A 22,859-nucleotide genomic window follows, 5' to 3' on the forward strand; every position below is an offset into this window, starting at 1 on the left:
CTTGGAAACCGTCCCCAGCACAGTTTCTATCATCGACGAATTTGTAAGCAATTATTCTTCGTCGAATGCTTCGAATTCGATTCCCATCGCTGTCATGATTGCTTTTGCTTCGGTAGGAATATCGTCTGGACGGTCTTTACGCAAATCTTCATCAGTTGGCAGTGGTTGACCTGTGTAAGCGTGTAGGAACGCTTCACACAGTAGTTCACTGTTAGTCGCATGGCGTAAGTTGTTGATCTGGCGGCGTGTTCGCTCATCAGTCAGCACTTTTAAAACTTTTAGCGGGATTGAGACGGTAATCTTTTTTACTTGTTCGCTTTTTTTACCGTGCTCAGCATACGGGCTAATGTATTCGCCATTCCAGTCAGCCATTGCGCACCTTCATTAATGTAATAAGTTAGAAAAATAAATATAGGTGCTGATTTTAGCTGCATTTACTGCCATAAGCAAAGACATATGGACGTCTAGAAGTGTTGACGTCTTATTTTTAGACAAGTAAAGTGAGGTTAATAGTTAGGGAAGAGTGTTAATCAATTGAGCAATACAAGCTAGATATAGCGCATTCCCATTTAGATGTCACCACCCGTGAAAGGATACACCCATGAGCACCCGTAAGCCTGCGACCATTGCTGTACGCACTGGTATCGAGTCAGACAGCCAATACAACGCTGTTGTACCACCTATTTACCTTTCTACTAACTATGGCTTCCCTGCATTCGGTGAAGTGCCTCAATACGATTATACCCGTTCTGGTAACCCTAACCGAGGTTTACTAGAGCAAGCATTGTACGAGCTTGAATCAGGCAAAGGAGCGGTTGTCACTAACTGTGGTACATCAGCATTAAACCTTTGGGTATCGACGTTTCTTGGTCCTGATGATCTAATTGTAGCGCCGCACGATTGCTACGGCGGTACGTATCGTCTGTTTAATACTCGTGCAAACAAAGGTGACTTTAAAGTGCAGTTTGTCGATCAGTCGGATCAGCAAGCTCTGGATGCGGCGATTGCGAAAAAGCCAAAGCTAATCTTGTTAGAGACGCCGTCAAACCCGCTTGTGCGCGTGGTTGATATTGCTGCAGTGTGTGAAAAAGCAAAACAAGTCGGCGCTCTAGTCGCAGTGGACAATACTTTTTTAACTCCGGTGTACCAAAAGCCTTTGGAGCTAGGTGCGGATTTTGTTATCCACTCCACGACGAAATACATTAACGGTCACTCCGACGTTATTGGTGGTGTGGTGATCACCAAGAGTGAAGAGCATGCAGAAGAGCTGGCGTGGTGGGGCAATTGCATTGGGGCGACGGGAACACCATTCGACAGTTACATGACATTAAGAGGAATTCGCACGCTGGGTGCGCGGATGCGAGTTCATGAAGAAAGCTCTCAAGATGTACTTGCTTACTTACAGACTCAATCGTTAGTTGCACAGATTTATCACCCAAGTTTGCCAGAGCATCCTGGACATGACATCGCCAAGAAGCAGCAATCCGGTTTTGGCTCTATGTTGAGCTTCGAATTCGCAGGATCATTTGAACAGCTCAAAGTGTTTGTAAAAGAGCTGGAATTGTTTTCGTTAGCTGAGTCCTTGGGTGGGGTTGAAAGCTTGATTTGTCATCCTGCATCGATGACACATCGCGCGATGGGGGAAGCGGCATTAGCTGAAGCTGGCGTTTCTCAACAGTTACTGCGCTTATCCGTTGGTCTTGAAGATGCACAGGATTTGATCGCCGATCTTGAGCAAGCATTTTTAAAAGCAGCACAGTAATCGGGAGAGAAAAAAGTCATGAGTGTACAACGTCAGCTGCATAAATTTGGCGGCAGCAGTTTAGCCAACCCCGAATGCTATTTACGTGTGGTTGAAATACTAAAAGAGTATTCAGCCGAAAATGATTTAGTCGTGGTGTCTGCGGCAGGGAAAACCACCAATCGCTTGATCGAGTTTCTTGAAGGTTTAGATAAAGACGGTCGTGTTGCGCATGAAGCGTTACAAAGCTTGAGACAATTCCAAACTGAATTAGTAGAAGCTTTGTTAACAGGTGAGGCACAGACGCAACTACTTGCTTCCCTTCAAGATGAATTCAGTACTCTAGCAGAATTAACGGCTCCGTTAACAGAAGCTCAAAAAGCCGCAGTGCTTGGACATGGTGAGGTATGGTCTTCACGCTTACTCGCTGCATTGTTATCGCAACAGAGTTTGCCAGCGGTTGCACAAGACTCTCGCGCATTTCTGCGTGCAGAAGTAGGTACACAACCAGAAGTCGACCGCGCTCGTTCTTACGCTCTAATTAAAGAAGCGTTGGCACAACATAATCATCAGCGAGTGATTATCACAGGGTTTATGGCACAGAATGAGGCGGGAGAGACAGTACTGTTAGGCCGTAATGGTTCTGATTACTCGGCTACGGTTATTGGTGCACTGGCAGAAGTTAGTACTGTTACTATCTGGAGTGATGTCGCAGGTGTGTATAGTGCGGACCCACGTTTAGTCTCTGATGCATGCTTGTTGCCCCTACTGCGTTTAGATGAAGCAAGTGAACTTGCTCGTTTAGCAGCTCCGGTATTGCACAGTCGCACGCTTCAACCTGTTGCTCAAAGTACGATGGATTTGAACCTCAAATGCAGCTATCAACCGGAGTCTGGCTCAACCAGAATTGAGCGTGTATTAGCATCTGGTCGTGGCGCTAAAATCATTACCTCTCTTGATGAAGTGTTACTCGTGCAACTTTCATTTGTGCATGGTCATGATTTTGAGCGAGCGCAGAAAGAAGTGTTGCAAGCGTTAAAGCGCGCTCAATTAGAGCCACTAGCATTTGAAGCGCAAGAAGACCAACAAACATTGCGCTTGGCGTACACGGCCGAGATAGCCGGTGGTGCATTGGCTTACCTTCAAGAGTTGGCGGTTGAAGCTGAAATTAAGCTGAAAGAGGGTTACTCACTGCTCGCAGCGGTAGGTGCAGGGGTCACGAAAAACGCCAATCATTGCTTTGGCTTTTATCAGCAGTTAAAAGACTCTCCGGTTGAATTTATCTCAGAGGCACAATCAGGACTGAGTCTCGTCGCGGTATTACGTCGAGCCGAAGTGGAAGAGTTAGTACAAAGTATTCATAGTCAGCTGTTTCAAGCGCAAAAGCGTGTAGCGGTTGCCTTGTGTGGTAAAGGTAATATTGGTTCAAGTTGGTTATCACTGTTCGCAGAGCAAAAAGAAGAGCTCGAAAAACGCCACGGCATGAGCTTTGATTTAGTGGCGGTGGTAGATAGCCAAACTTACTGGTTTGATGAAAACGGGATTGATGCAGCAACGGTTGCTCAGCGCTTTGATGATGAAAGCATAGAGAATGATAGTAATTGGCTAACTAAGCTCGGCGCGATTCAAAATTTCGACGAAGCGGTGGTACTGGATGTCACTGCGAGTAAAGATCTGGCGGCACGTTATGTAGAAATTGCACAGCAAGGTATTCATCTTATCTCGGCGAACAAGGTGGCAGGTTCAGCTGATAGTCAGTATTACCATCAAGTACAAGATGCTTTCGCCAAGATTGGCCGTCATTGGCTATACAACGCGACGGTTGGTGCGGGGCTACCAATAAATCACACCGTTCGAGATTTGCGTGAAAGCGGTGACGAGATTGTCGCACTGTCGGGCATCTTCTCGGGTACGCTATCTTGGCTATTCCAACAATTTGATGGTTCGGTACCATTTACTGAACTAGTCGACTTAGCATGGCAGCAAGGTTTGACTGAGCCCGATCCTCGCTCAGATTTAGATGGTTCTGATGTGATGCGAAAGTTGGTTATCTTAGCTCGTGAGTCTGGTTTGGATATTGAACCTGAAAGTGTGAAGGTCGAATCGTTAGTACCAGAAGAGTTGCGAGATTTGAGCCTAGACGCTTTCTTTGACCAAGGCGATACCTTAAGTGAAATCCTGCAAGAGCGTCTAACTAAAGCTCAAAGAAACGACCAAGTGCTACGTTATGTCGCCCGTCTCGAACGTAACGGTAAAGCAACGGTAGGAGTTGAGGCACTATCACGAGAGCATGCTTTAGCGAACTTACTACCGTGTGACAACATTTTCGCAATTGAGAGTAAATGGTACAAAGACAATCCATTAGTGATTCGTGGTCCAGGCGCAGGGCGTGAAGTGACGGCTGGTGCGATTCAATCTGATCTTAATCGCCTAGCTGGCTTATTCTAAATCTTACTAAGCTTAATTTTGCGAACCACCACAAAACCTCGGATGGCTTCCGGGGTTTTTTATTGTCTTGATAATGCCATACTGAATCGCAGAGTTAGGCGATGAGGTTGTCACTTAGGAACTTGAACTATCCTAATTATTAACTTGAGAAAAATTCATAATCACAAGGTTGACATTAAATCGTATTCAATACATTCTGGAGACATATAGACGTCTAAACGTCGATTTAAGGATTTTGATTTCGTGGTGGAGTTGCCACAGGGAGAGTAAGATGGGATACACACATGCAGGGCATATCGATGCCTTAAACCAGAATATCGCTGAACTATCAGACAATATCAACGTCTCATTTGAGTTTTTCCCACCAAGCAGTGAAAAGATGGAAGAAACACTGTGGAACTCAGTGCACCGCCTTAAAACTCTTCAACCGAAATTCGTTTCTGTTACTTATGGCGCAAATTCAGGCGAGCGTGACAGAACCCACTCTATCATCAAAGAAATCAAAGCAGCGACGGGTCTTGTTGCTGCGCCTCACTTAACGTGTATCGACGCAACTCGTGATGAATTGATCGACATTGCTGACGATTACTGGAATAACGGTATCAAGAACATTGTTGCGCTGCGCGGCGATATTCCACCAGGTGGTGGTGCGCCAGATATGTACGCATCAGACTTGGTAGAGCTGCTTAAAGCACGCCATGATTTTGATATCTCAGTGGCAGCATTCCCAGAAGTACACCCAGAGGCGAAAAGCGCACAATCGGATCTGCTTAACTTAAAGCGTAAGGTTGAAGCAGGGGCAAACCGTGCAATTACCCAATTCTTCTTTGATGTGGAATCTTACCTACGCTTCCGTGATCGCTGTGTAGCGGCAGGGATTGATGTAGAAATCGTTCCGGGGATCTTGCCAGTATCAAACTTCAAACAAGCGTCTCGCTTCGCTGCGCAGAACAACGTGAAAGTGCCGGGTTGGATGAGCAAACAGTTTGAAGGTTTGGATGATGATCCTGTGACGCGTCAGCTTGTTGGTGCTAGCCAAGCGATTGATATGGTGCGTGTCTTAAGCCGTGAAGGCGTGAAGGACTTCCACTTCTACACACTTAACCGTGCAGAGATGACTTATGCACTATGCCATACGCTCGGTGTTCGCCCACAAGTCGCAGTAGGCGCTTAATACGTTTTCCCCAGATAGACAAAAGGCTTGCCCATCGGCAAGCCTTTTTCGTTTCATTCAAAGCGACGAATTAGCCAATCACTTCAAGTTCTGTTAGCACTTCTTCTGCCCAGTTAATCCACGCTTCACGTAGCATTAAGTTACGACGAAGTGTTAGACGCTCTAGTCGTGCTTGTTTGTCTAGTGTTGATGGTGTTGCGTAGTACGCGGCTTCAATCTCTTTGTAATGAGAAACCAGTTTACGAGACTCTTCCACAAGTTCAGAAAGTTGGTCACGAAACGGTGTCGCAGGTTGCACTGCACAAGCCATTAGCTTAGCAGAGAACTCATCACGTACTGTTGGGTGTGCTGTTGGTTGATCGAACCACTCACCTAATGCGCCACGGCCAGCGTCAGTAATTGAGTAAACCTTACGGTCAGGTTTGCCTTCTTGCGGTTCAAGTACGCAAGTAACCAGCTCTTTCTCAGCCATTTTGTTTAGTTCACGGTAAACTTGTTGGTGACTTGCTTTCCAGAAGTAACCGATGCTAGCTGAGAATTCTTTAGTGATGTCGTAACCGGTTGCGTCGCGAGTGCTAAGAACAGTTAAAATTACGTGTGGTAATGACATGTCTTCAATCCAAATGGTCAATAAACTTGTAAACAAGCTACTTACACTTTCATTTGCGCTCTTTCTGACGCTTGAGTTTTTTATGTGTAAATAGCACCAACAATGTTGGTCCTGTCACCTTAAAGCCGTTTATCACCTAGAGTGATGGGTGTTTCCATCGAGCTGGAGCCTATTTGATTGGATTTGTGAGCTTCCAGCAGGCAAGTAGTATATAAATAATAAGCATGAAGTGGAATAGTAGGACAAAATTACCCAAAAAAACTAATAAAATACTCAATAGTGTTTTTGTGTAGTGTTTTATGTTGTTTGGTGGGGACTTTTTGTTTTTTTCTTGGATTAAATATCTGGTTGCGTATTGCTCAAATAGTAGAAGTGATTGGTTAGTAGTAACAAAGGCTGAGTATTAACTCAGCCTTTGGTTCTTTATGCGTAGCTTGGTTAGCCTGTGTTACGCATACCAGCTGCAATACCTGCAATGGTTACCATCAGTGCTTCTTCTAAGTTTGCAGAAGATTCTTCAGTCTGGCGAGTACGGTACAGCAATTCAGCTTGAAGCATGTTCAATGGCTCTACGTAGATGTTACGTAGGCGAATGGATTCTAGGCCCCAAGGATCGCTTTGCATCAAGTTCTCGTTGTTTTCTACGTTCAGGACAGACTTAATGTCCTGTTGAAGTTGATCTCGTAAGCGATCACCCAGCGGTTGAAGCTGCTCCTCAACTAAGCGCTGATCATAGTAACGAGAGATATCCATGTTGCACTTGGTATACACCATCTCAAGCATACCTAGGCGAGTCGAGAAGAATGGCCATTCACGACACATTTCTTCCAGTAGTGCCTGATGGCCTTTGTCTACTGAGTATTGAATCGCTTCACCAGCCCCTAGCCATGCTGGAAGAACCAAACGGTTTTGGCTCCAAGAGAAGATCCAAGGGATCGCACGTAAACTTTCCACGCCACCGTTCGGGTTACGTTTTGCAGGGCGAGAACCTAGAGGCAGTTTACCTAGCTCAAGTTCAGGTGTTGCTTGGCGGAAGTAAGGCACGAAGTCTGGCTCACCACGAACGACGCTACGGTAGGCTTCACAGCTCACCTCGGACAGCACATCCATTAAGTCACGCCACTCTTGTTTAGGCTCTGGTGGCGGCAGTAGGTTCGCTTCTAGGATTGCACTTGCATACAAGTTGAAGCTGTTGACAGCGACATCAGGTAGACCCAGCTTAAAGCGGATCATCTCACCTTGTTCGGTTACGCGCAGACCGCCTTTCAGACTCTTAGGTGGTTGAGATAGTAGTGCAGCGTGAGCCGGCGCACCACCACGACCAATTGTACCGCCGCGACCGTGGAATAGTGTGAGTTCAACGCCTTCTTCTTCTGCAACCTTAACCAGTGAGTCCATCGCATGGTATTGCGCCCAACCTGCTGACATTACGCCTGCATCTTTTGCAGAGTCAGAGTAGCCGATCATCACCATTTGGTGGTTTTGGATAAAGCCGCGGTATAGATCAATGCCCATCAGCTGCTTGATTACCGCTTCTGCGTTGTTCAAATCGTCTAGCGTTTCGAACAATGGACATACGTCCATGCGGTAAGGGCAACCCGCTTCTTGTAACAGTAGATGCACGGCAAGTACGTCAGAAGCGGTACGTGCCATTGAGATAACGTAAGCACCAAACGCTTCGCGAGGTTGTGCTGCAACAATCTTACAGGTATCCAAAACCTCTTTAACTGGATCTGATGGCTCCCAGTCGCGAGGTAGAAGAGGGCGCTTAGATGCAAGTTCGTTGGTTAGGAAAGCAATCTTGTCTTGCTCGCTCCACTGCTCATAGTCACCAATGCCTAGGTAACGAGTCAATTCAGAAAGCACATCAGCATGACGAGTACTTTCTTGACGAATATCGAGACGAACTAGGTGGATACCGAATGCTTTAACGCGGCGCAGCGTATCTAGCAGTGAGCCGTTGGCAATCACGCCCATGCCACATTCGTTTAGCGATTGGTAACACGCGTAAAGTGGTTCCCAGAGCTGCTCTACTTTTTGCAGTGGCGCTTTGACTGCCAATTTCTGGCCGTGAACTTTCGCGTCTAGAATGTCTTTAGTTTCGTTCAATAGTGAGCGAAGTTGTTTCAGAATCGCACGGTATGGTTCGTGTTGATCTTCACCTGCAAGCTCACGAACTTTGTCGTTGCACACTGTCATTGACAGTTCGCTGATCAGTTCGTTGATGTCGTTAAGATATAGGTCAGCTGCTTTCCAGCGAGATAGAAGCAGTACTTCACGAGTCACGCTGTGGGTTACAAATGGGTTACCGTCGCGGTCACCACCCATCCAAGATGAGAAGTGCACTGGGCGAGCATCAATTGGCAGACCTTCGCCAAGGTAAGATTTCAGGCGGTCGTTCATTTCACGTAAGAAGTCAGGTACGGCTTCCCATAGTGAGTTTTCGACCACTGCAAAGCCCCATTTAGCTTCATCAAGCGGTGTCGGGCGCTGCTGACGGATAACGTCAGAGTGCCAGCTTTGAACGATAAGTTGCTCAAGGCGACGTTCAGTTTTCTTACGCTCTTTGAAAGAGAGATCGCTCAGCTCAAGCTTAGATAGACACTCGTTGATCTTCACAAGCTTATTGATCATGGTTCGACGAGTGATTTCGGTCGGGTGCGCAGTTAGAACCAATTCAATGTTCAGGTCGCGAACCGCTTGTGCCGTGTCTAGCTTGCTCACATCATTTTGTACCAGCTTTGAGAACAGCGAGTTAATTGCGTCAGGTTCGCAGATATGCTCTTCACAATGGCGTGAAATGGTGTGGTATTGCTCAGCAATATTGGTCAGGTTTAGAAATTGGTTGAACGCGCGGGTCACGGGCGTCAATTGCTCATCTGGCAAGCTTTTAATCTCTTCGATTAAGCTGTCTCTGTCAGCATTATTTCCAGCTTGGGCCGATTTGGATAATTTACGAATGGTTTCCACTTTCTCGAAGATTTCTTCGCCGTGGGCATCGCGAATTGTGTTGCCCAGTAAGTGGCCCAGCATGCGCACATTGCTTTTGAGTGCGGCGTATTTCTCGTTCATTGTCATCCTGCCTCGTAAAAAAACTACATCCATTGTCCTTGTTAAGACTCCAATCTAGCGAAAAGCACCAGTTCTAGTCAAATAAAGCACGCATAGATTGCAATTATTCCACTTCTCTCCTGATTTAGAGCAAAAATAGGTCAGCTTATCGAAGGAGAAGTGAAAATTAATTACAAAATAGCGCTCTAAAAGAAGGATATAGCGTGCTAGAGGGGACGTGGCGCAGATAACAAAATGCAGCTCAATCGAGCTGCATTGTGAGGAAAGTACAGAATGCGACTAACAACAATATTTCACCATCGCACGTGATAACACGTCGATGGTTGGGTCGATAAAGTCGAATGACAAGAACTCATCAGGTTGGTGAGCTTGGTCAATCGAGCCGGGACCTAAAACCAGTGTTGGACACAACTGTTGAAGAAATGGTGCTTCAGTACAGTAGTTAACGGTTTCTGAACTGGTTTGGCAGATCTTTTCTACACCACCGATAAATGGGTGGTCGTGTTGGCATTCGTACCCCGGAATTGGCTCGTGCAGGGGAATAATTTCTATACGCCCTGGCCATTTCGCTTCCACTTCCTTCAATGCTCCGCGCAGCATGTTCTCTAAACCATCAAGGCTAATACCAGGAAGAGGACGCACGTCATAATGCAGTTCGCAGCAACCGCAAATCCGGTTTGCACTGTCACCACCATGAATATGACCAAGGTTTAGTGTAGGGCTTGGAATGGCAAAACCTGGGTGGTGGTACTCTTTCACTAGTTTGTCACGCAGTTGCATCATGGCAAACATGACCTCATGCATGATTTCAATGGCGTTGACACCAAGTGCCGGATCCGATGAGTGACCGGATTTACCTGTTACGCGAATAGCATTTGCCACATGTCCTTTGTGACCTCGAATGGGTACAAGGCTGGTGGGTTCGCCAATGATGCAGTAATCCGGTTTAAAAGGTGCGTTCTCAGTGAAATGACGCGCACCCAGCATGGTGGTTTCTTCATCACAGGTCGCCAGCACATACAGCGGCTTGGTTTGTTTACTCCAGTCGACTTTCTTTACCGCTTCATAAATAAAGGCAAAGAAGCCTTTCATATCCGCAGTACCTAAACCGTAAAAGCGGTTGTCTTTCTCGGTCAGCTTATGTGGGTCAAAACTCCAACGTCCTTCATCAAATGGCACGGTATCACTATGGCCTGCGAGAAGTAAGCCGCCTTCACCTTCACCCATACGTGCGATCATATTGTGTTTGCCTGGTTCCACTTCGATCACTTCAACACTAAAGCCAAGATCTTTAAACCAAGATGCCAGCTTCTCGATCACTTTGGCATTGCCTTGATCCCAACTTGGATCGGTTGAGCTTATCGAAGAGGTACTGATCAGTCCTTCATAGACCTCTAGAAAACTTGGTAATTGCATGGATTCTTCAATTCTCCTGTTGACAGACAGAGCACAAAAATGTAAAACACATATTAAATCATATTTATTGAATAAAAAATCAAAATAAAGCAAAAATTAAATATGAATAATCACTTTGAGCCTTAAGTATATGGATGTCATGTAATGCTAAAAACCACGATTATCGGAGCCAGCGGCTACACCGGCGCAGAGTTGGCTTTAATGGTCAACAAACACCCTGAACTCACGCTATCAGGTTTATACGTTTCCGCCAATAGCGTAGATGCAGGAAAGAACATTGCTCAATTGCACGGCAAGTTAGCGGGTGTGATTGATATGCCAGTTTCGCCGCTGACTGACCCTGAGCAGGTTGCTCAAGCGTCAGATGTGGTCTTTCTGGCAACGGCCCATGAAGTGAGCCATGACTTGGCTCCTATCTTCTTAGAGGCAGGATGTCAGGTATTCGATTTATCTGGTGCATTTCGTGTGAAAAGCGAAGGCTTCTACGACACCTTTTATGGCTTTGAGCATCAACATAACAACTGGCTAGATAAAGCAGCATATGGCTTAGCAGAGTGGAACCAAGAATCAATAAAAACCACTCCTTTGATTGCAGTAGCAGGTTGCTACCCAACCGCTTCACAGCTTGCAATCAAACCTTTATTAGAACATGCATTACTGGATACCAACCAATGGCCTGTGATTAACGCAACCAGCGGTGTATCAGGTGCAGGGCGTAAAGCCTCCATGGTTAACAGCTTCTGTGAAGTGAGCTTGCAACCTTACGGTGTTTTTAATCATCGTCATCAACCTGAGATTGCTCAGCACTTGTGTTGCGATGTGATTTTTACTCCACACCTAGGCAACTTTAAGCGCGGTATTCTTGCCACTATTACTATGAAATTGGCACAAGGTGTGACGGAAGCACTAGTGGCAAAAGCATTTGAACAAGCTTACCAAGGCAAGCCAGCGGTTCGTCTTAAAGGTGACGGTATTCCACGTATTCAGGATGTCGAAAATACCCCTTTCTGTGATATCGGCTGGAAGGTGCAAGGCGAACACATCATTGTGATTTCGGCGATCGACAACCTACTTAAAGGTGCATCGAGTCAAGCGATGCAATGTCTCAATATTCATTACGGTTACCCAGAACTGACAGCGTTGCTGTAGTCGTTGAAAGAGGGAAATGCGATGACGCAAACCAATCAAGCTCCTTTAGTCATTAAGCTCGGTGGTGCAGCTCTATCTTGCACTCAAACCTTAAGCCAACTGTTTGCTGCTATTGCGGCATACCAAAAATCAGCGCAGCGACAAATCGTCATCGTTCATGGCGGTGGCTACTTAGTTGATGAGTTGATGGCAAAGCTCCAGCTTGAAACCGTAAAGAAAAACGGTCTACGCGTAACACCTTACGATCAAATTCCTGTGATTGCCGGCGCGCTTGCTGGTACCGCGAACAAGATACTGCAAGGCCAAGCAATTTCTGATGGCCTGAATGCGGTGGGTCTTAGCCTTGCTGATGGTGGTTTATGTCATGTTGAAGAGCTTGACTCAGAACTAGGTGCTGTCGGCAAAGCATCACCGGGTGATTCAACCTTATTACAAGCGGTGCTAAACGCAGGCGCACTGCCGATCATCAGCTCAATTGGTCTGACTGAAAAAGGTCAGATGATGAATGTGAATGCGGACCAAGCTGCGGTAGCGGTAGCGGGCGCACTAGATGCGGAGTTAGTACTTCTGTCTGATGTTAGCGGTGTACTTGATGGCAAAGGTCACCTGATCAAAACGCTATCCGAGCAAGAAGCCGATGCATTGATCAAAGGGCAAGTAATCACCGACGGTATGATCGTCAAAGTTAAAGCCGCTTTGGAGGCTGCCAATGATCTTGGTCGTCCTATCGAAGTCGCGACATGGCGTTACCCAGAGAAACTAACCCAGCTATTCGCGGGTGAAAGTATCGGAACGCAGTTTCTGCCGCAATAGAGCAGAAGCAAACCAGTTAAAGAATTGAACATTAGGAAGTGGTTGGCACTGACCGCCGAGAGCAGCGCCAGTTAAGTTTGGAGAAAAAACATGAGCAAAGTGAACGTAAATAAAGTGGTAGTCGCATACTCAGGCGGTCTAGATACTTCAGTAATCATCCCGTGGCTAAAAGAGAACTACGACTGTGAAGTGGTGGCTTTCGTTGCCGATGTTGGTCAAGGTGCAGAGGAGCTAGAAGGTATTGAAGCGAAAGCAAAAGCTTCAGGTGCTTCAGAGTGCTACATCGCTGACCTGAAAGAAGAAATGGTCGCAGACTACATTTACCCGACACTAAAAACAGGCGCTTACTACGAAGGTAAATACCTACTAGGAACATCAATGGCGCGTCCAATCATTGCCAAAGCGCAGGTTGAAGTTGCACGTAAAGTTGGCGCAGACGCTCTGTGTCATGGTTGTACAGGTAAAGGTAACGACCAAGTACGTTTTGAAGGTGCATTTGCAGCACTAGCACCAGATCTGCAAGTTATTGCGCCTTGGCGTGAATGGGATCTAGTGAGCCGTGAAGAATGTCTGGATTACCTAGCAGAGCGTAACATTCCTTGTTCAGCATCTCTTACTAAGATTTACTCGCGTGATGCGAATGCATGGCACATTTCTACTGAAGGTGGCGTTCTAGAAGATACATGGAATGCGCCAAATGAAGATTGCTGGGCTTGGACTGTAGACCCAGAGCAAGCACCAAATGAAGCTGAAACCGTGACCTTGAAAGTAGCGAAAGGTGAAGTTGTTGAGGTAGACGGTGAAGCGATGACACCATACAACGCGTTGGTTTACCTAAACGAGAAAGGTGCGAAGCATGGTGTTGGTCGTATCGATATTGTCGAAAACCGTCTAGTGGGTATGAAGTCTCGTGGTTGCTACGAAACTCCGGGTGGCACTATCATGATGGAAGCGCTGCGTGCAGTGGAGCAACTTGTGCTGGACAAAGCATCATTTGAATTTCGCGAGGAGCTTGGTCTGAAAGCATCGCACCTTGTTTACGATGGTCGTTGGTTCACGCCTCTATGTAAGTCTATTCTTGCGGCTTCTGAAGAGCTCGCGCAAGACGTGAATGGCGAAGTGGTTGTGAAGCTTTACAAAGGCCACGCAACGGTCACGCAAAAACGTTCGGATAACAGTTTGTACTCTGAAGAATTTGCTACTTTTGGTGAAGATGAAGTTTATGACCAAAGCCATGCTGAAGGCTTTATCCGTCTTTACTCGCTATCAAGCCGTATTCGTGCGTTGAACAGCCAGAAAAAATAAACCAATTTAGCGCCTTATAAGATAAGAGACCTGCCACTATTGGCGGGTCTTTTTCGTTTTTGCTGACCTCATTGGCATAAAGATAAAATATTCATGAATAAATATGTAGAAATATTGAATTTCTACTTTATTTTTATCTGTGATTATCGTAACGTTGAGACATAAGAAAAAGTGAGCAAATGACCACCGATTTGGTCAACACTTAATGAAGAATACGTTAGCGTAAGCAATAGTCATCAGGAGAAACGCAATGGCATTATGGGGCGGAAGATTTACCCAAGCGGCAGACACCAGATTTAAGGACTTCAACGATTCATTGCGTTTCGATTACCGATTGGCTGAGCAAGATATTGTTGGTTCAATTGCGTGGTCAAAAGCCTTGCTTTCTGTTGACGTATTATCAGCAGATGAGCAGCAAAAGCTAGAACTAGCTCTCAATGAGCTCAAGCTTGAAGTGATGGAAGACCCTCAGCAAATCCTACGTTCGGATGCGGAAGATATCCACTCTTGGGTTGAACAGCAGTTGATCAGCAAAGTGGGCGACTTAGGCAAGAAGCTACATACAGGCCGTTCTCGTAATGACCAAGTGGCTACAGACCTTAAACTTTGGTGTCGTCAGCAAGGCCAACAACTGTTGATTGCTTTAGACCGTCTGCAAACACAAATGGTAGGCGTAGCTAAGCAACATCAAGGTACGGTGCTTCCGGGCTACACGCATTTGCAACGTGCTCAGCCTGTTACGTTTGCTCACTGGTGTTTGGCTTATGTTGAAATGTTTGAACGTGACTACTCGCGTCTGAGTGACGCACTTAAGCGTTTGGACACGTGTCCACTTGGTTCTGGAGCGCTTGCGGGCACCGCTTACCCAATCGATCGTGAAGAGTTAGCTCACAATCTCGGTTTCCATCGCGCAACGCGTAACTCATTGGATTCAGTTTCCGATCGTGACCATGTGATGGAATTGATGTCTGTGGCGTCTATCTCGATGTTGCACCTTTCGCGTTTAGCAGAAGATATGATCTTCTACAATTCGGGTGAATCTAACTTTATTGAATTAGCTGATACGGTAACCTCAGGCTCTTCTCTGATGCCACAGAAGAAAAACCCTGATGCATTAGAACTTATCCGTGGTAAGACGGGGCGTGTGTACGGCGCACTTGCTGGCATGATGATGACGGTTAAAGCGTTACCATTGGCTTACAACAAAGACATGCAGGAAGATAAAGAAGGTCTGTTCGATGCGCTCGATACATGGAACGATTGCATGGAAATGGCGGCACTTTGTTTTGATGGTATCAAAGTCAATGGTGAGCGTACGCTAGAAGCGGCGAAACAAGGTTACGCAAACTCTACCGAATTGGCAGATTATCTAGTGGCGAAAGGCATCCCATTCCGTGAAGCGCACCATATTGTCGGTGTCGCTGTGGTCGGTGCTATTGCCAAAGGCTGTGCGTTGGAAGAATTGTCGATTGAAGAGCTGAAAGCTTTCTCTGAAGTGATTGAAGCGGATGTGTATGACATTCTTACCATTGATTCGTGCCTAGAGAAGCGTTGTGCACTTGGTGGTGTCGCGCCTCGGCAAGTTGCTTTCGCCGTCGATCAAGCAGACAAGCGCCTTTCTCAACGTGATACATCAGCAGTGAAAGTTCGACCTGCTCGTCTAACCGATATTGAAACCGTAGAAGGTATGGTTGCTTATTGGGCGAATATGGGGGAAAACCTACCACGCTCACGCAATGAGTTGGTACGTGATATTGGCTCCTTCGCGGTTGCCGAGCATCACGGAGAGGTTACTGGTTGTGCATCTTTGTATGTCTATGACTCAGGGTTAGCAGAAATTCGCTCTCTAGGCATTGAAGCTGGTTGGCAAGGCCAAGGGCAGGGGAGTGCGATTGTGAACTATCTGGTTGAGAAAGCACGTCAGATGGCTATCAAGAAAGTCTTTGTGCTGACACGTACGCCTGAATTCTTTATGAAGCAGAGCTTCTTGCCAACCTCGAAGTCGTTGCTACCAGAAAAAGTACTGAAAGATTGCGATCAGTGTCCACGTCAGCATGCGTGTGATGAAGTTGCATTAGAGATCAACTTGGTTGAACAAGTGATCCAAAAAAGCCATGTCGCCTAGGTGGATGATTTTATTAGCTTTGAATAAATGATTTAAAAAATTGAAAAAAAGTTGGAACCTTTGAGAGGAAGCCCGGTCTATTAAAGTACCACTGCTTTTTCTTAGAAGAATCTAAGAGAGCCCCAAGACCGGTATTGGTTTTGGGGCTTTTTTCTATCTGTCATCTGAGTGATGATCATCCTTACTTTCTCTTCCACGACGGCGCTGCCACGGCAAAACCACAAAGCGCATCCATAGGTGCAAAAACAGTAAGCCGTTAAATGCAAATCCGGCAAAGATCAGTGCGATCGATTCAATACTTTGCGGATCATCTTTAAACGCAAACCACCACACGATCCAACATAAAACCGAAAGTACCGTCAGTTGAACCATGCATCGTTGGCAACGTCCGATCTTTTTCCAAAACCAGTGCTCCTGGCAACTTCGACAAGCCATTGTTCTATCCACACTATCTATTTGTTCCTGATTATAACGGCTAACTCATGTTTGAGTTTCTCTTTGTCTGGTTTCTATGTCGTGTCTATCGAACCAAAAATGGAAAATTAACTTGGTTAAAAATGTGTAGCACGTAATTGGTGTATGGTGAGCTGTCAGCCAGACAATAGGAAAATAATAATGTCGACAGAACTTAAAGTAGCACTAGGCCTTGCTGGTGGTTTCTTCACAATTGGATTTACTGCCATTGTGCTTGTTAGCCGTTACGCAATGATGACTGCTTAAACAACCACTTTGCTCAGTTTGAACTGATAGAGTTGGAATGAGAAAGCCTCGTCTATGACGAGGCTTTTGTTTGTCTGGGAGAGGTAAAGAGAGTGAGCGTTAGCAACCAGGACCGCAATCTAGGCAGTGCTTAATCGTCTCTGGACCTAAGTGAAGTTTCGCATTCAAATCTCGTAGCGCAGTGCGAACGCCTTCTTCAATCACAGGGTGGTAAAATGGCATATCAAGCATTTCAGATACTGTCATCTTATTTTGGTGTGCCCAAGCAAGCAGGTGGGCTAGGTGTTCGGCGTTTGGTCCCATCATTTCTGCGCCCAAGAAGCGACCAGTACCTTGTTCCCCATAGACATGCAGAATGCCTTTATTTCGAAGCATAACGCGTGAGCGACCTTGATTTTCAAACGATACTTGACCGGTAGCGAAACAGCCACATGTGCCAAAACGCGTTTCTAGTTGCTTGAAGGTTTCTCCTACCATGGCAATTTGTGGATCAGAGAACACTGCTGAGATTGGCGAGCGGCGCAGGCCTGCACGAATATCAGGGAAACGACCTGCGTTGTCGCCAGCAATACGCCCCTGATCGGCCGCTTCGTGTAATAATGGAATTTGATTGCTTGCATCACCCGCGATAAAGATGCTCTCTACCGAGGTTTGCAGAGTGTAATGATCCGCCGTTGGTACGCCGCGCTCATCCAGTGCCACATTGGTGTTTTCAATCGCTAGCTTGTCGACATTCGGGCGACGACCAGTTGCTGCCAATACGTAATCAACAATAAAGGTTTCTAGTTCACCATCGTGGTTGATGAATTGGATTTCGACCTTATCTTCACCGTCATTTTCTGGTGAAGTAATACGTTTCATGCTTTCGACTTTTACATCGGCATCAAGGTAAAACTCTTCTTTGAAGGCTTTATCGGCATACGCCATCACTTCAGGGTCGGTCAATGGTCCTACTTGACCACCAAGACCAAATAGCTTCACATTTACACCTAAGCGATGCAACGCTTGACCTAATTCAAGACCAATCACACCCGGACCAAATACTGCAACGGATTCTGGCAAGTCATCCCAATCGAACACATCATCGTTAATCACCAAGCGGTCGCCGAGTTCATTCCATACGGCAGGGTAAGCAGGACGCGAACCTGTTGCGATCACAATACGCTTAGCTGTGATTTGAGTTTGGTCATCAACGATTAACGTGTTGTCGTTGGTAAACTTAGCATAACCCGACACTTTATCTTCAGCAGGAATCTCATCGACGCCTTCCAACACAAAGCCTACAAAGCGGTCACGCTCTCGCTTTACTCGGTCCATGACTTCACGACCATTAATGTAAATGTCGCCTTGTGGGTGTACACCAAAGCCTGGTGCTTTCTCGATTTGGTGTACGCTTTCAGCGGCGGCGATCAAAAGTTTCGATGGCATGCATCCGACACGAGCACATGTTGTGCCGTAAGGGCCACCTTCGATCATCACAACGCTGTCTGTGTGTGATTTTGCTGCGCGGTAGGCGCCAAGGCCAGCTGTACCACCACCAATAATTGCTACGTCGACATTTAACTGTTTCATAATGGATTCTCGTTTTTCCCAAACGCAGTTGAAGTGACTAAGTTTGGATGAGTGAATTTGAGTTCATTAATCTTGATAACTGGTTGAACGGTGAAGACGACCAGTTATCAAGACTAAGCATAGGAAGTGATTGAGGGGGATGGTCTCCCAGGCGAGGGATGCTCCGGGAGACCAAGGGCTGAGTTCTGGATAGCGAGATTGCCAACTCAAGCCCATTAGGCAAATTATTAACCAAGGTACGTTTCTAGCTCTTCGCTACCGCCGATGTGTTTACCACCGATGAACACTTGAGGTACCGTTGTGCGACCAGAGATTGCACGTAGACTTACTGTTGTTGCGTCTTTACCCAGAATCACTTCTTCATATTGAAGACCGTGGTCAATCAGATTTTGTTTCGCCTTCATGCAGAAAGGACAACCTGGTTTGGTGAACACAGTGATAGATTCTTGAGTTTTGTACTCAGGTGCTACGTAGTTCATCATTGTGTCTGCGTCGGAAACTTTGAACGGGTCGCCTGGCTCGTTTGGTTCGATGAACATTTTCTCAACCACGCCGTTTTTCACTAGCATGCTGTAACGCCATGAACGCTTGCCAAAGCCGATGTCGTTTTTGTCCACTAGCATACCCATACCGTCTGTGAACTCACCGTTACCATCTGGGATGAAGGTAATGTTTTCTGCTTCTTGGTCAGCTTTCCATGCGTTCATTACGAATGTATCGTTTACGGAAACGCATAGAATCTCATCCACGCCATGTTCTTTAAATACAGAGAACAGTTCGTTGTAACGTGGTAGGTGGCTTGATGAGCACGTCGGAGTAAAAGCACCAGGCAAGCTAAATACGATAACCGTTTTGTCTTTAAACAAGTCTTCCGTGGTTACATTCACCCATGCGTCACCTTTACGGATAGGAAAAGTAACTTGTGGTACAGCTTGACCTTCTTTTGATGCAAACATGATGATTTCCTTTTAAATCTATGAATAATTCATTATCGAGCTTAGCGTTATTTAGCGCTCAGTTTCGTTTTCTTGAGCTCATTATTGAAAAAAAACTTTGATAGCTCTAATCGTTTAATGCTATGGTTTTGATAGATTATTTCTATCGCCAAACAAGAAGTGAATCGTACGTTATGAATATTCGAGATTTTGAGTACTTGGTGGCGCTTGCGGAGCACAAGCATTTTCGAAAAGCAGCGGAAGCTTGTTTTGTTAGTCAGCCAACATTGAGTGGCCAGATTCGTAAACTAGAAGACGAGTTAGGCACTGCCCTGCTTGAAAGAAGCAGTCGTCGCGTGTTGTTTACTGACTCTGGTTTACAGTTGGTTGAGCAAGCAAAACGTATTTTGAGTGAAGTAAAAACCTTCAAAGATATGGCGAGCGGTCAAAGTGGTGCCATGACTGGCCCAATGCACATTGGCTTTATCCCAACAGTTGGTCCTTACCTCCTACCTAAAATAGTCCCTCACCTTAAAGAAGAGTTTCCAGATTTGGAGCTGTTTTTACATGAGGCGCAGACCCACCAATTGGTCCGTCAATTAGAAGATGGCAAGTTAGATTGTCTTGTTTTAGCATCGGTTGATGAGACTGCGCCCTTTAAAGAAATTGAGGTGTACAACGAGCCTTTAAGTGTTGCGGTACCTTGTGATCACGAATGGGCTGGGTTAGATCATATTGATATGCTCGACCTCAATGGCAAGACGGTGTTGTCTTTGGGTGATGGTCATTGTTTACGAGACCAAGCTCTGGGTTTCTGCTTTGCTGCAGGAGCGAAAGATGATGAGCGCTTTAAAGCGACTAGCCTAGAAACACTGCGTAACATGGTGGCGGCGGGAGCAGGGATTACTCTGTTGCCACAGTTGTCTGTGCCGCATGAAAAGAAAAAAGATGGCGTGTGTTACGTGCCAGCAATGAACCCAACACCATCACGCAGCATTGTGTTGGTTTACCGTCCTGGCTCTCCATTGCGTACGCGTTTTGAAACCTTAGCAGCGACCATCAAAAACATTCTTGAAGCGAAAGAAGCACCAATTGCAGCCTAGCTTTGAAATGCTGATATAGACAAAAGGGAGCCAATCGGCTCCCTTTTTCTTTGTTAGTATTACGTGCTATTAGAACAGTTCTTCTGCACCGCCACTGCCACCAGAGTAGATGCTGTCTTCCAGGCTGTTGCCGACATACTCGGTTGGTTCTGTGCCTTTTTCGAAGTATTCGAACATGGATGAACCATCAATTTTATGAGTCAGTAGGCCACTATCACGATCGATACGAACTCGAACGATATTGTCTGGAATATTCTTACCTTGTTGAGGCACTCCGTCTAGTGCAGTACGCATGAAATCAATCCAAGCTGGTTCTGCCGTTTTCGCACCAGATTCTGCACCAGAAATTTGGCCTTTCCCTAGGTTACTGTTCACAGTGGTACGGCCTAACGTGCGAGAGTGATCATCAAAACCAACCCATGCGATAGCCACAATACCCGGGCCGTAACCGTTGTACCAAGTGTCTTTTGAGTCGTTGGTTGTACCGGTTTTGCCACCAATATCACGACGTTCCAATTTTTGCGCTCGCCAGCCGGTACCGTTCCAGCCAGTGCCATCTCGCCAGCTACCACCACCCCAGATGTTGCTGTACATCATCTCGCGCATGATGAATGCATTTTGAGCAGAGATAACTTGTTTCGCGTACTGTGGTGTGTCGTTTTCTAGAGCGTTATCAGGGGCAATGTTTTCCGTTGTTACATCTTGCTCACCAAATTCGGCTGCAAACTTGTCTTCAGGTTGTACTGGCATTTGAGGACAGTCGTGCTGACAAATCACTTTTGGGTTTGCCTTAAACAGTACTTCACCAAATGAGTTTTCTACGTGGTCAATGTAAAACGGTTCTACGTAGTAGCCGCCATTTGCAAACACAGAGTAGCCTTGCGCGACTTTCATTGGTGTTAAGCTACCAGCACCCAATGCGATAGTCTCTGAGCGAGGCACTTGGTCAATATCAAACCCAAAGCGAGTTAAGTATTCACGTGTTTCGTCCAAGCCCACTTCACGCAGTGTACGAACTGCCATTACGTTTTTCGACTGCGCTAAACCGATACGTAGGCGAGTAGGGCCAACGTAAGTCGGTGGTGAGTTCTTCGGACGCCATGCCGAACCTGAACCTGCATCCCACTTGTTGATTGGCGCATCGTTTACCAGCGAAGCAAGGGTTAAGCCCTTATTGATTGCCGCCGAATAGATGAATGGTTTGATACTCGAACCAACCTGACGAATAGACATGGTTGCACGGTTAAACTTGCTATGAACAAAGTTAAAGCCGCCAACTAAAGACAGGACTGCACCGTTTTCTGGATTCATTGCTACAAACGCAGTATTTGCACTTGGTACTTGGCTTAGTTTCCAGCTTTGAGTTTTTGTGCCTTCTTTATCTGTCGAACTGATCTCACGTACCCAGATTTGTTGACCTGTCGCTAAAATTTCTTTGGCTGACTTTGGCGCTCGACCTTGACGTTGGTCTGTTAGGTATTTACGAGCCCAATTCATCCCTGTCCAAGTGACAGTTTGTTCTTCGTTATTTTTCACCCAAACCTGCGCGGTTTTGTCATCTACTTTGGTGACAATTGCAGGATAGAGCTGACCATAGGTTGGTTGCTTCTTCAGGTGCTTTTCAATTTGTTCTGTATCCCAAGACGTTTCGCCCTCTTTCCACAGCACTTTTTCTGCACCGCGGTAGCCATGACGTTCATCGTAAGCCAGGATATTGTTGATAGAAGCCGTGTTTGCTGCGTCTTGTAGTTTTGAATCTACCGTCATGTAGATATTCAAACCTGATGTATAAGCTTGTTCTGCACCGTACTCTTTTACTGCCCATGAACGCGCTAACTCTGCAACGTATGGAGCAGATAGCTCAATTTCAGCGCTGTGGTAGCGAGCTACAATTGGTTCTGAACGCGCTTCATCGTATTGCTCCTGAGTGATGTATTTCTCATCTAGCATACGCATCAACACCACATTACGACGATTTGTCGCACGCTCTAACGAGTAAAGAGGGTTCATGGTTGATGGCGCTTTTGGCATGCCTGCCAATGTCGCGATTTCGCTCAGTGTTAGCTCATTTAGACTTTTCCCAAAGTAGACCTGAGCGGCTGCGCCGAAACCATATGAGCGGTAACCAAGGAAGATCTTATTGACATACAACTCCATGATTTCTTCTTTAGAAAGAAGCTGTTCAATGTGAATTGCGATGAAGATTTCTTTAATTTTACGCATGATCTTCTTCTCGTTAGATAAGAAGAAATTACGCGCTAGCTGCTGAGTAATAGTACTCGCACCTTGTTTTGCAGAACCTGACAAAGCAACCACGACTGCTGCACGCGTAATACCGATTGGGTCAATGCCTGGGTGCTCATAAAAACGACTATCTTCGGTCGCGATCAGCGCATGAATTAAATCTTGTGGAATTTCGTCGTAGGTAACAGGAATTCGACGCTTCTCGCCAAACTGTGCGATCAGTTTCCCGTCTTGACTAAATACCTGCATAGGTGTTTGTAATTCAACATCTTTTAGTGTTGCAACATCTGGCAATTCAGGCTTCACGTATTGATAGAAGCCAAAAATTGTGGTGACTCCAAGAATTATGCAAATCAATGTTAAAAATAATAAACGCTTTATGAACTTCACCGGAGAATCCCTGATTGGTTGAGGCTGTGTAACGGCAAACCC

Annotated in this window: 16 protein-coding genes; 8 read left to right on the forward strand and 8 right to left on the reverse strand. The window is 46.1% G+C overall.

All coding sequences use genetic code 11. From position 1 onward, the window contains the following. Positions 1 to 51: 51 nt before the first annotated feature. The gene (gene metJ, locus C1S74_RS12535; protein WP_038873704.1) at positions 52 to 372 is read right to left on the reverse strand and encodes a met regulon transcriptional regulator MetJ; all 321 of its coding nucleotides are present in this window, start codon (positions 370 to 372) and stop codon (positions 52 to 54) included. Between the two features lie 229 nt (positions 373 to 601). On the opposite strand from metJ, the gene C1S74_RS12540 reads away from it, so the two are divergent. The 3 genes from C1S74_RS12540 (at position 602) to metF (ending at position 5,363) form a co-directional block, all read left to right on the forward strand. Then, the gene (locus C1S74_RS12540) at positions 602 to 1,762 is read left to right on the forward strand and encodes an O-succinylhomoserine (thiol)-lyase (RefSeq protein ID WP_038873701.1); all 1,161 of its coding nucleotides are present in this window, start codon (positions 602 to 604) and stop codon (positions 1,760 to 1,762) included. An 18-nt stretch (positions 1,763 to 1,780) separates the two neighbouring features. Next, complete coding sequence (locus tag C1S74_RS12545) at positions 1,781 to 4,189, forward strand: bifunctional aspartate kinase/homoserine dehydrogenase II (protein ID WP_045399136.1); 2,409 nt, start codon at positions 1,781 to 1,783, stop codon at positions 4,187 to 4,189. 271 nt (positions 4,190 to 4,460) lie between these two features. Next, a complete protein-coding gene (gene metF, locus C1S74_RS12550) occupies positions 4,461 to 5,363 on the forward strand; it encodes a methylenetetrahydrofolate reductase (protein ID WP_038873696.1) in 903 nt (300 codons plus the stop codon). Between the two features lie 70 nt (positions 5,364 to 5,433). On the opposite strand, the gene C1S74_RS12555 is transcribed toward metF, so the two are convergent. From C1S74_RS12555 to argE, 3 genes are all read right to left on the reverse strand, one after another. Then, on the reverse strand, positions 5,434 to 5,973 hold the full coding sequence (locus tag C1S74_RS12555) for a PadR family transcriptional regulator (RefSeq protein ID WP_038873693.1): 540 nt from the start codon (positions 5,971 to 5,973) through the stop codon (positions 5,434 to 5,436). 438 nt (positions 5,974 to 6,411) lie between these two features. After that, entirely contained in the window at positions 6,412 to 9,045 is a 2,634-nt protein-coding gene (gene ppc / locus C1S74_RS12560; RefSeq protein ID WP_045399152.1) for a phosphoenolpyruvate carboxylase, read from the reverse strand. Between the two features lie 279 nt (positions 9,046 to 9,324). Further along, positions 9,325 to 10,461 (reverse strand): acetylornithine deacetylase, encoded by a 1,137-nt coding sequence (gene argE / locus C1S74_RS12565; RefSeq protein ID WP_045399134.1) that lies wholly within the window; start codon positions 10,459 to 10,461, stop codon positions 9,325 to 9,327. Positions 10,462 to 10,605: 144 nt separating this feature from the next. Between argE and argC the strand changes: the two genes are divergently transcribed. The 4 genes from argC (at position 10,606) to argH (ending at position 15,853) form a co-directional block, all read left to right on the forward strand. Continuing rightward, positions 10,606 to 11,610 (forward strand): N-acetyl-gamma-glutamyl-phosphate reductase, encoded by a 1,005-nt coding sequence (gene argC, locus C1S74_RS12570; RefSeq protein WP_045399131.1) that lies wholly within the window; start codon positions 10,606 to 10,608, stop codon positions 11,608 to 11,610. A gap of 21 nt (positions 11,611 to 11,631) precedes the next feature. Next, positions 11,632 to 12,423, forward strand: coding sequence for an acetylglutamate kinase (gene argB, locus C1S74_RS12575; RefSeq protein ID WP_045399129.1), 792 nt, complete (start codon positions 11,632 to 11,634; stop codon positions 12,421 to 12,423). A gap of 90 nt (positions 12,424 to 12,513) precedes the next feature. Continuing rightward, the gene (locus tag C1S74_RS12580; protein ID WP_045399126.1) at positions 12,514 to 13,728 is read left to right on the forward strand and encodes an argininosuccinate synthase; all 1,215 of its coding nucleotides are present in this window, start codon (positions 12,514 to 12,516) and stop codon (positions 13,726 to 13,728) included. A gap of 250 nt (positions 13,729 to 13,978) precedes the next feature. Then, the gene (argH, locus tag C1S74_RS12585; RefSeq protein WP_045399124.1) at positions 13,979 to 15,853 is read left to right on the forward strand and encodes an argininosuccinate lyase; all 1,875 of its coding nucleotides are present in this window, start codon (positions 13,979 to 13,981) and stop codon (positions 15,851 to 15,853) included. Between the two features lie 153 nt (positions 15,854 to 16,006). Here argH and C1S74_RS12590 read toward each other — a convergent pair whose 3' ends face one another. From C1S74_RS12590 to C1S74_RS12605, 3 genes are all read right to left on the reverse strand, one after another. Beyond that, on the reverse strand, positions 16,007 to 16,288 hold the full coding sequence (locus C1S74_RS12590; RefSeq protein ID WP_045399122.1) for a DUF3624 domain-containing protein: 282 nt from the start codon (positions 16,286 to 16,288) through the stop codon (positions 16,007 to 16,009). A gap of 384 nt (positions 16,289 to 16,672) precedes the next feature. Then, complete coding sequence (locus C1S74_RS12600; RefSeq protein WP_045399119.1) at positions 16,673 to 18,145, reverse strand: dihydrolipoyl dehydrogenase; 1,473 nt, start codon at positions 18,143 to 18,145, stop codon at positions 16,673 to 16,675. Between the two features lie 227 nt (positions 18,146 to 18,372). Continuing rightward, complete coding sequence (locus C1S74_RS12605) at positions 18,373 to 19,101, reverse strand: redoxin family protein (protein ID WP_045399116.1); 729 nt, start codon at positions 19,099 to 19,101, stop codon at positions 18,373 to 18,375. Positions 19,102 to 19,274: 173 nt separating this feature from the next. Here C1S74_RS12605 and oxyR point away from each other — a divergent pair, with 173 nt between their 5' ends. Beyond that, the gene (gene oxyR, locus C1S74_RS12610; protein ID WP_038865506.1) at positions 19,275 to 20,183 is read left to right on the forward strand and encodes a DNA-binding transcriptional regulator OxyR; all 909 of its coding nucleotides are present in this window, start codon (positions 19,275 to 19,277) and stop codon (positions 20,181 to 20,183) included. A gap of 69 nt (positions 20,184 to 20,252) precedes the next feature. Here oxyR and C1S74_RS12615 read toward each other — a convergent pair whose 3' ends face one another. After that, complete coding sequence (locus C1S74_RS12615; RefSeq protein ID WP_045399114.1) at positions 20,253 to 22,817, reverse strand: penicillin-binding protein 1A; 2,565 nt, start codon at positions 22,815 to 22,817, stop codon at positions 20,253 to 20,255. Between the last annotated feature and the right edge of the window lie 42 nt (positions 22,818 to 22,859).

It is taken from the genome of Vibrio hyugaensis (assembly GCF_002906655.1).
In the GTDB taxonomy this organism is placed as follows: Bacteria; Pseudomonadota; Gammaproteobacteria; order Enterobacterales; family Vibrionaceae; genus Vibrio; species Vibrio hyugaensis.

Bases quoted from the DNA above. Each gene is read 5' to 3' on its own strand.
- oxyR (WP_038865506.1), top strand. From the start codon at position 19,275: ATGAATATTCGAGATTTTGAGTACTTGGTGGCGCTTGCGGAGCACAAG.
- C1S74_RS12600 (WP_045399119.1), bottom strand. From the start codon at position 18,145: ATGAAACAGTTAAATGTCGACGTAGCAATTATTGGTGGTGGTACAGCT.
- argE (WP_045399134.1), bottom strand. From the start codon at position 10,461: ATGCAATTACCAAGTTTTCTAGAGGTCTATGAAGGACTGATCAGTACC.
- metJ (WP_038873704.1), bottom strand. From the start codon at position 372: ATGGCTGACTGGAATGGCGAATACATTAGCCCGTATGCTGAGCACGGT.
- C1S74_RS12605 (WP_045399116.1), bottom strand. From the start codon at position 19,101: ATGTTTGCATCAAAAGAAGGTCAAGCTGTACCACAAGTTACTTTTCCT.
- argC (WP_045399131.1), top strand. From the start codon at position 10,606: ATGCTAAAAACCACGATTATCGGAGCCAGCGGCTACACCGGCGCAGAG.
- C1S74_RS12555 (WP_038873693.1), bottom strand. From the start codon at position 5,973: ATGTCATTACCACACGTAATTTTAACTGTTCTTAGCACTCGCGACGCA.
- argB (WP_045399129.1), top strand. From the start codon at position 11,632: ATGACGCAAACCAATCAAGCTCCTTTAGTCATTAAGCTCGGTGGTGCA.
- C1S74_RS12540 (WP_038873701.1), top strand. From the start codon at position 602: ATGAGCACCCGTAAGCCTGCGACCATTGCTGTACGCACTGGTATCGAG.
- C1S74_RS12590 (WP_045399122.1), bottom strand. From the start codon at position 16,288: ATGGCTTGTCGAAGTTGCCAGGAGCACTGGTTTTGGAAAAAGATCGGA.
- argH (WP_045399124.1), top strand. From the start codon at position 13,979: ATGGCATTATGGGGCGGAAGATTTACCCAAGCGGCAGACACCAGATTT.
- C1S74_RS12545 (WP_045399136.1), top strand. From the start codon at position 1,781: ATGAGTGTACAACGTCAGCTGCATAAATTTGGCGGCAGCAGTTTAGCC.
- ppc (WP_045399152.1), bottom strand. From the start codon at position 9,045: ATGAACGAGAAATACGCCGCACTCAAAAGCAATGTGCGCATGCTGGGC.
- C1S74_RS12580 (WP_045399126.1), top strand. From the start codon at position 12,514: ATGAGCAAAGTGAACGTAAATAAAGTGGTAGTCGCATACTCAGGCGGT.
- metF (WP_038873696.1), top strand. From the start codon at position 4,461: ATGGGATACACACATGCAGGGCATATCGATGCCTTAAACCAGAATATC.